The organism is Streptococcus mitis SK564 (genome assembly GCF_000148525.1).
Taxonomy (GTDB): domain Bacteria; phylum Bacillota; class Bacilli; order Lactobacillales; family Streptococcaceae; genus Streptococcus; species Streptococcus mitis_H.
Map to the genome: position 1 here is coordinate 46,683 of NZ_AEDU01000013.1, position 7,624 is coordinate 54,306.

The window sequence follows — 7,624 nt, forward strand, 5'->3', positions numbered from 1 at the left end:
CTTTATTTTGTTAAATCATTAATTTCCAAATCTATATACTGAACTACATTGCTTAAATGCAATTCATTTCTCGACCATGAATCATATTTTTCAAATAATACACCTATGTGATGATTTGGCAATTCTGTAATCGCAGAATAGGCATAACCATACGAAGGCAAATCAATGTCATAGTGGTATTTCCAATCAATACTATCATCTTCTTCATTGACTAAACCGACAACTAATTGACCTCCCTTACGGCCATTTTTAGAATTTGGTGTACTCAAAATGACTGCTTCTTTTCCATCAATTAATTGAGAGTATTTAATTGCAGATACTTGTGTACCATATGAAGTTTGTTGAATTCCATCGATATACGAAACTTCTGACCATGTTTCTCCAGAATCTCTACTAGTCATATAGGCAATCTTACCTGTAGTAGTTCTAAAGAATGTTCTAATCACACCATCTCTCATTTCAACCATTTGCGCTTCTGCTGTCGCATTCTTAAACGGAATTGAAGCTGAGGATTTCTTCCATGTTTGACCACTATCATCAGAAATGAGATAAGTTAGTTCACCACTGGTATATGTTGCAAAAATTAATCTGTTACTTGATTTTAATGCTAAACCTTGTCCGGGACATAAGTAAGTTCCATTATGTTTTTCTCCTAAGAACGGAGGCAATAACTTAAATTGTTCCCAACTCTCTCCTCTATTCTGACTAGTTGTCATTGCTATATAATTAGTAGGAGTTACCTTAAATAACGAATCTTTGTAGAAAACATTCATAGGAACCTGTTTTCCATTATGCCTTTCTCTTAGAGAGCCACTATCAAAATCAACCGAATATTGTTCGACTGTTAAAGACTTTCCTCCCTCCAAAACTTCATACTTATCATTTATAGTATAATTTGTAGGTTTATTAGTTGTTTCATCATAAACGACACCATTTTCTCTAACTGTATAACGGAAATCATTATCTCCATCCTTCTTTAGTTTTAAATAATAATGACCGTTTATTTCTTTAAAACCTGAATCAGCTTTATTTGCATTATTATTTCCAATACCAGCAGGCATAACATCAGCTAATAATATCGTTTTCCCAGATTTTTTATCTTCAACAATGGATGAATCTATAAATGAAGCACTTCCACTAATTTGGCTATTCTTTAATTTATTATCTCGTGGCCAGTAAACCAACTGCTCCTCATAGTCATTAAACTTCATAGCAAAAGTTGGCTCACTCCACGTTTTCCCATTATCATCACTATAAGAAGTCGCGATATTAATCTTACTTTTAGAATCATGAGTTCCGCCATAACGTGCATCAATACTTGATAGAACTCTTCCACTGCTTAATGTATACAATGTCGGTATTCTAAAATAGTTAGCTTGAGTAGAATCTCCTGATTGGAAAATTAACTGAAATGGATTTGACAAGGGAATAGTTGAAACTTCCTGATCACTAATTGCTTTATTAAATAGACTGATTTCATCAATACTTCCTTTTGCGAGGTAATGATCCTTGCCTTCACGATTAACAGATCCTAGTGTTGCCTTATCTATACCATTTATATTTGAAATTGGCAAAAATGTATCAACTGTTTCAGAGAACACTTCTATCCCATTAACATACATTGTGTATGTTTTATCTTTAGAATCAGATACAAATACTAGTGTATTTTCAACTGCCTGTCCTTTATGCTTTCCCCATAATGAAGCTGGTCTAGAAAATAAATAATTTATTCCCTTTTGGGCGTCTCTTATTTCTACGCCTATCTCACCAGAATCTCTCATGAAAATTGAAAAGTAATTATTTTTAAAGCCTGCTTTACTATTAGATAGGCCAAACAAAGCTTGAAGCGAGTTTGGTTTATCTGCTTTAAATTTCATTACTACTGTCTGACTCTCTCCAGACAATTTATCTAATAACAAAGGGCTGATATCTATACTCTTATTGTTCAGTTGATATGAACTTCCTTGAAAAATAGGAGATATGGACAGTTGACTATAGTTTAATTCATTCGCATGAATCAAAGTGGGAACTCCCATTAAAAGACTAATGCCTACAACAGAAATTCCTAGTTTTGAATAAAGACCTCTCTTATTCATTTTTTTCCTTCTTTCGTCTACTTCACAGATCCTTCTGACAATCCACTTGCAATCTTATTTTGGATAATTGAGAAGAAAATGATTGATGGAAGAACTACAATAACAGATGCAGCCATCATATCTCCCCAGTCTAAAATTTCTGAACCGTTAAGTGATCGAAGGGCTACTGCTACTGTCATCTTTCCTGTATTGTTAATCAAAATCAAAGCATACAGGAATTCATTCCAAGCATTGATAAATGTATAAATAGCTGTTGCTACAATACCTGGTGCTACAATCGGTAGCACAACTTTATAAAAAGTAACAAATTTATTTGCACCATCAATTCGAGCTGCTTCTTCAATTCCAATTGGAACTGTTTGGAAAAATCCAACTAAGAGCCAAACTGCATATGGAACACTAAAAGATAGATAAACCATCATCAAGCCAAATAAACTATTTGTTAACCCAACTTTAGCAATGGCAATTGAATAGGGAATTGCTAACAGAATTGGTGGGAAAATGTAGGTAATGACGAGTAATCTTGACATGATTGCTCCCAATTTAGGGAAGAATCGAACAATACCATAGGCTGCCATAGCAGAAATAATAATCGCAATAACGGTTGTAGCTAAGGCAATGATTAAACTGTTTCGAATGTTATCAATAAAGTGCAAATCGTTGATAACATGAGTGAAATAATCTAATGTAAATTGTTCAGGCCAAAATCGTGTTGGATACTGAGTTAATTCCCCTTTACCCTTGACAGAAGATATGATAATCCATACCAATGGGAAAATTGCAACAATGGTCGCACCAATCAAGAGTACATGTGAGAGAATATCTAAATAAATACCGGATTTCTTCTTCATTATTTTCTACCCTCCTTTTCCCACTTACTGATGATAGCAAAGTAGATAAAGCAAATCGCCACCAAGAAGATAAAGAGCAATACTGTGACTGCTGAAGCACGACCCAACAATTTAGTTCCCCACCCTAGGTTGTAAGCAAAAATTGGAAGCGTCGTTGTGGCATTAGCCGGTCCACCACCAGTAATAAGATAGATGATATCAAAGTTATTAAAGATCCATACAGTTCTCAAAACAACTAGAAGCCCTACAACCACTTTAATATGTGGAAAGACGATAAATTTGAAAACTTGCCAACTTGAAGCACCATCTATCTTAGCAGCCTCAAATTGTTCTTCGGGTACTGTTTGCAAAGCTGAAAGTACATTAACCATAATCATCGGCGCTCCAAACCAAATGTTGATAAACACCAAACATAGGAATGCCCATGTACTATCTGTCAAAAATGCAGGCGTATGTTCCATTAAACCTAATTTTACGATTAGATTAGGTAAATAGCCATAAACCCCGTTTAGAATCCATTGCCAAGAGAAGGCAATAACGATTGTAGGAAATGCCCAAGGAACAATCAATAAGGTCCTATATAATTTCTTGAAGTGGCGTACTCTGTGAAGAGCTAAAGCCAATACAAACCCTACTAAAACTTGACCAACTAATGAGAAAATGGTCCACTTAATTGAATTAAAGAACGCATTAAAGAAGTTGGGATCTGATAGCACAGCTTTATAGTTAGCTAAACCAACAAATTTATAATTGGGCATAATCAAATGCTTATTGGTAAAGCTATAAAAAATACTCGAGAAAAACGGATAAACAAAGAGTAATCCTACGATAATCATAGCTGGCAAAACAAATATCCAGCGAGTTAAATTACGTTCTTTAACCATTCTCCTTCTCCCTTCTTTTACAAGATTGGGCTAGGGCTTTTCAGCTCACTAGCCCACCTATTTTCTAGTCTTTTACATCTACTGAGCAGCCTCAAATAAATCGTTTAATTGTTTTTCTGCTTCTTTTGCTGCTTTCATAGGATCTGTTCCATTTGAAATGATATCTTGGAACATTTGTTCAATAATGTGTTGGTTAGTCAACATACCAGCTTGTACACTTGGTCCATTTTCATAACCAATAGCAGTACCTTTTTTAACAGCTTCAGTAATTACTTCTTCAGCATGTTTAAATTTCTTACGAGTTTCATTTTCTTTATAGGCTGCAGAATCGCTAATCCCCTTAATAGTTGGCAACATACCTACTGGAGTTGAATCAAGGAATTTAACGTAGTCTTCTTCATTATAAAGTGATTCTAAGAATGCTTTAGCAACTTCTGGATGTTTTGAATTTTTCCAAACAACCATTGGAATGTTTGAGGTTTCAATTCCTTGGTCTTTATCAGATTCTTTGATTTTTGGAATAGGATAAGCATCAATCGAATCAATCAATTGAGGACTGTTGGCATTAATTCCTCCAATATGGAAGCCAGAGTTAAAGTCAAATGCTGTTTTTCCTTGATAGAACAAGGTAGCTTGTTGAAGGACATTAAAGTTCAAAGAATCTTGAGGTGAGATTTCTTTATACATTTTAACCCAGTATTTAATACCATCTTGAGCAAGTTGGCTTGTCAAATCTGCTTTAAGATCTTTTGTTAAGAGGCTTCCTCCACCACTACGTACGTAGAAGTTCAAGAAACGTGTTGCCATTAAGTCATTTGTTCCGAACGGAACAGACAAGCCATAAACTCCAGCTTCTTTCAATTTTTTAGAAGCTTCATAGAGTTGATCCCAAGTTTTAGGAACCTCAATATTATGTTCTTTTAACAAATCAGTTCTAACCCACATAACTTGTGCATGTGAATAAAGAGGAACAGAGTAGTAATCATCTCCGATTTTTGCTTCACTTAAGGCAGTTTCGTTAAATTTATCCTGTCCAATACGCTTGATAGAATCATTTAGCGGAACCAAAGCATCTGAGTTGACCATTTCCATTACTTGGTTAGGGAGAGCTGTACTGATATCTGGCACATTCCCATTTGCTAAACCTGTAGTCCATTTAGTATAGAAGTCATTCCAAGAGAATGTTTCAATCTTGATTTTCGTTTTTGGATGCTTTTGCATGAAAGCATCTGCTGATTTTTGAATACTTTCTAAACGTGGTCCTTGAGTAAAGGAGTGCCACATTGTAATCTCACCAGATAATTCTGTCGGTGGTTCAGTACTAGTTGTAGCTTCTTTTTTTCCTGAACAAGCTACCAAGGCAACGGCTGCTAGCGCAACTCCAGCTAAACATAAAAACTTTCTCATTTTTTTCATTGTTCTTCCCTTTCTACATTAAGAAATCGCAACTTTAAAGACAACTTTTTTCACAGGTTCATCATTTATACGAACCTTGGGTTGATGTAAATCTTCTGGAAAAGTGATAAGGCATTCGCCAGCTCTCAAATGAACTAACTGTTCCACTTTCCCTGTGTATAATTCAATATCTTTCTCATCATCATATTCTTGGGTAACGCTTACATTTTCTGGCGACGTAACAGCCATGGCTTCTTCGTTTTCCAAAACTAAATGAATATCCAAATATTTTTGGTGAGTTTCAAAGAAGGCTCCTGCTTGACCGTCTGCTAGATAAGTAAAGCAATTCCCAAATAATCGATCACCATCGATATCAATCGGACCTTCTGTTAAATTTTCTAGTCCTGTTTTTTCTAGAAAATCTATTAATGTTTCAAAATGTGGATTTACTTTCACATAAGTTCCTAAACGACTGATTTTAGTAATAATCATACTCAATCCCCCTTTCTTTATTTTTTATTTAAGACCAGCAACGAAGCGTTCTGTAATCTCTTTTGGTCTAGTAATAGCGCCACCAACAACGATGCCTCGCACTCCATATCCCAGGATTTGTTTGGCTTGTTCAGGTGTATGAATTTTTCCTTCTGCAATGACATCCACGTCAGCATCACAGAGTTTTTTGATTAATTCAAAATCGGGATCATCCACCTTTGGACTGTAAGATGTGTATCCTGATAAGGTTGTTCCGACAAAGTCAATTCCTGCTTCAACGGCTGCCAATCCCTCCTCGAAAGCACTTGACTTGTATCAGCCATCAAGAGCTGGTTAGGATATTTTTCCTTAACCTGACGAATGAACTCTTGAATCTCTAAACCATCATAGCGTTCACGCTTGGTACAATCCAGAGCAATGACCTCTATATCAAGTTCTGCCAATTCATCAACTTCTTTCATAGTAGCAGTGATGAAGGGTTCTTGCGGTGGATAATCTCGTTTAATTATCCCAATGATTGGAAGGTTTGTGACCTCCTTGATTTCCTTGATATCGCGAACACTATTGGCTCGGATACCGACTGCTCCACCTTGCTCAGCCGCTTTGACCAGCAAGGGAATGACTCCTCCCGCTTCTGTATAAAGCGGTTCGTGAGGAAGGGCCTGACAAGAAACGATAATCCCATCTTTGATTTGTTCAATCAAGGCTTCTTTAGTAATCTGTGGCATCCTCTCCCCTCCTTTTCCTTGTTCTTATGAGGTCATTATATACCATTTGTTAAGCGCTTTCAATACTTTGTCATAGAATAGATTTCAGTTTCAAAAGTATTTTATAGAACAGCTGTTTCTGAAAGTAGTTTCAGATAACATAAATATCCGTATCTATTACTCAAAATTACGAATCTTATGATAAACTTCTATATCAATAAAACCAGTCTAGAATTCCCATCTTTTTACAGGACTCCAGACTGGTTTATTTTAGATTAACATAGAAGTTCAAAGTGAGATTTCAGACAAAGTTAACTGTCTTTTTGTTTATAGGAAATTAGTACTCCGAGGATCATTCCCGCAAAACCAAGCAAAACTGTTGTTATTGATTTATTCTCACCTGTATTTGGTAACTTAGACTGTTCGTTATTACTTACTTTATTCTCTAATCGATTAGATTCAGAGTTTTCATTTGTTGATAACAATTTAGGCGACAGTGAAAGTTCCTCAGCCTTGTTATCTTCTGTAGGCTTTTTAAATGGTGGATTGTCAATGGAGTGTCGGAAAGTCATCGCATAAATACTAGAATTATTAGTCTCAAAAATAACCTTTCCATCTTTTTGTTCGAATTCAATAGTGTGTAGTTTTCCTTCTGGATCTACAGCATAAACATTCTCAACGGACTGATCTGTAGCAAAAGTAACAAGAGCTTTTCCTTCAGGTTTAACATATCTGCCATTTACATCCTTCAATTTGATATCAAATGCTTTGTAGTTTAATGAACTTAAATCACTAACTTGAACTTCTTGCATTTGAATACCTATCATATTTTTCAATACTTCTTCTGAAGCTTGAATTTGAATACTTCCTGTTTCATTTTTTAAAATACGTTGTGAACTAGCAATTCCTGTGATAACGTGCTTAGTTTCTGCTTCATCCTTACTGTCTTTATTATTTACTTGTTTATCAGTAGATTTCACTACTGAACTTCCTTCTCCTGCTGTAGATAATACTTCTGTATAATTTTCTACATCATACACAACACTAGTTACTGCATTCACTCCGCCTGTGAAGTCTGGAAGGTGATGAATCTCAGCATCCGCACCATTCACGCCACCTGTAAACTCTGGCTTAGCGACTGTAGGAGCTGGAGAATTACCTAATGTGGATAGGAAACCTCTGTACTCTGGAACTTCTGC

General features: G+C 35.7%; 6 protein-coding genes and 1 pseudogene. All 7 read right to left on the minus strand.

Translation table 11 applies throughout. From position 1 onward, the window contains the following. Positions 1–2 precede the first annotated feature (2 nt). Positions 3–2,096: a neuraminidase NanB gene (gene nanB / locus SMSK564_RS07460; protein ID WP_001042183.1), complete on the minus strand. Its 2,094-nt coding sequence runs from the start codon at positions 2,094–2,096 to the stop codon at positions 3–5. 17 nt (positions 2,097–2,113) lie between these two features. Next, positions 2,114–2,947 carry a carbohydrate ABC transporter permease gene (locus tag SMSK564_RS0102365; RefSeq protein WP_000730332.1) on the minus strand — a complete coding sequence of 278 codons (834 nt, stop codon included), beginning with the start codon at positions 2,945–2,947 and terminating at the stop codon, positions 2,114–2,116. Continuing rightward, positions 2,947–3,831, minus strand: a complete 885-nt coding sequence (locus SMSK564_RS07465; protein WP_000237985.1) for a carbohydrate ABC transporter permease — start codon at positions 3,829–3,831, stop codon at positions 2,947–2,949. Before SMSK564_RS07465 ends, SMSK564_RS0102365 begins: the two co-directional genes overlap by 1 nt. 78 nt (positions 3,832–3,909) lie before the next feature. Continuing rightward, positions 3,910–5,247 (minus strand): ABC transporter substrate-binding protein, encoded by a 1,338-nt coding sequence (locus tag SMSK564_RS07470; protein ID WP_000738776.1) that lies wholly within the window; start codon positions 5,245–5,247, stop codon positions 3,910–3,912. 18 nt (positions 5,248–5,265) lie between these two features. Beyond that, on the minus strand, positions 5,266–5,718 hold the full coding sequence (locus SMSK564_RS07475; protein WP_000587483.1) for a YhcH/YjgK/YiaL family protein: 453 nt from the start codon (positions 5,716–5,718) through the stop codon (positions 5,266–5,268). Between the two features lie 24 nt (positions 5,719–5,742). Beyond that, positions 5,743–6,446 (minus strand): annotated as a pseudogene (locus tag SMSK564_RS07480) (N-acetylmannosamine-6-phosphate 2-epimerase). A gap of 290 nt (positions 6,447–6,736) precedes the next feature. Continuing rightward, a partial coding sequence (locus tag SMSK564_RS0102375; protein ID WP_000407724.1) for an SIALI-17 repeat-containing surface protein occupies positions 6,737–7,624 on the minus strand: 888 nt, incomplete at its 5' end.

Excerpts from the sequence above, each read along its gene's own strand:
- nanB (WP_001042183.1), bottom strand. The coding sequence starts at position 2,096 with ATGAATAAGAGAGGTCTTTATTCAAAACTAGGAATTTCTGTTGTAGGC.
- SMSK564_RS0102365 (WP_000730332.1), bottom strand. The coding sequence starts at position 2,947 with ATGAAGAAGAAATCCGGTATTTATTTAGATATTCTCTCACATGTACTC.
- SMSK564_RS07465 (WP_000237985.1), bottom strand. The coding sequence starts at position 3,831 with ATGGTTAAAGAACGTAATTTAACTCGCTGGATATTTGTTTTGCCAGCT.
- SMSK564_RS07470 (WP_000738776.1), bottom strand. The coding sequence starts at position 5,247 with ATGAAAAAAATGAGAAAGTTTTTATGTTTAGCTGGAGTTGCGCTAGCA.
- SMSK564_RS07475 (WP_000587483.1), bottom strand. The coding sequence starts at position 5,718 with ATGATTATTACTAAAATCAGTCGTTTAGGAACTTATGTGAAAGTAAAT.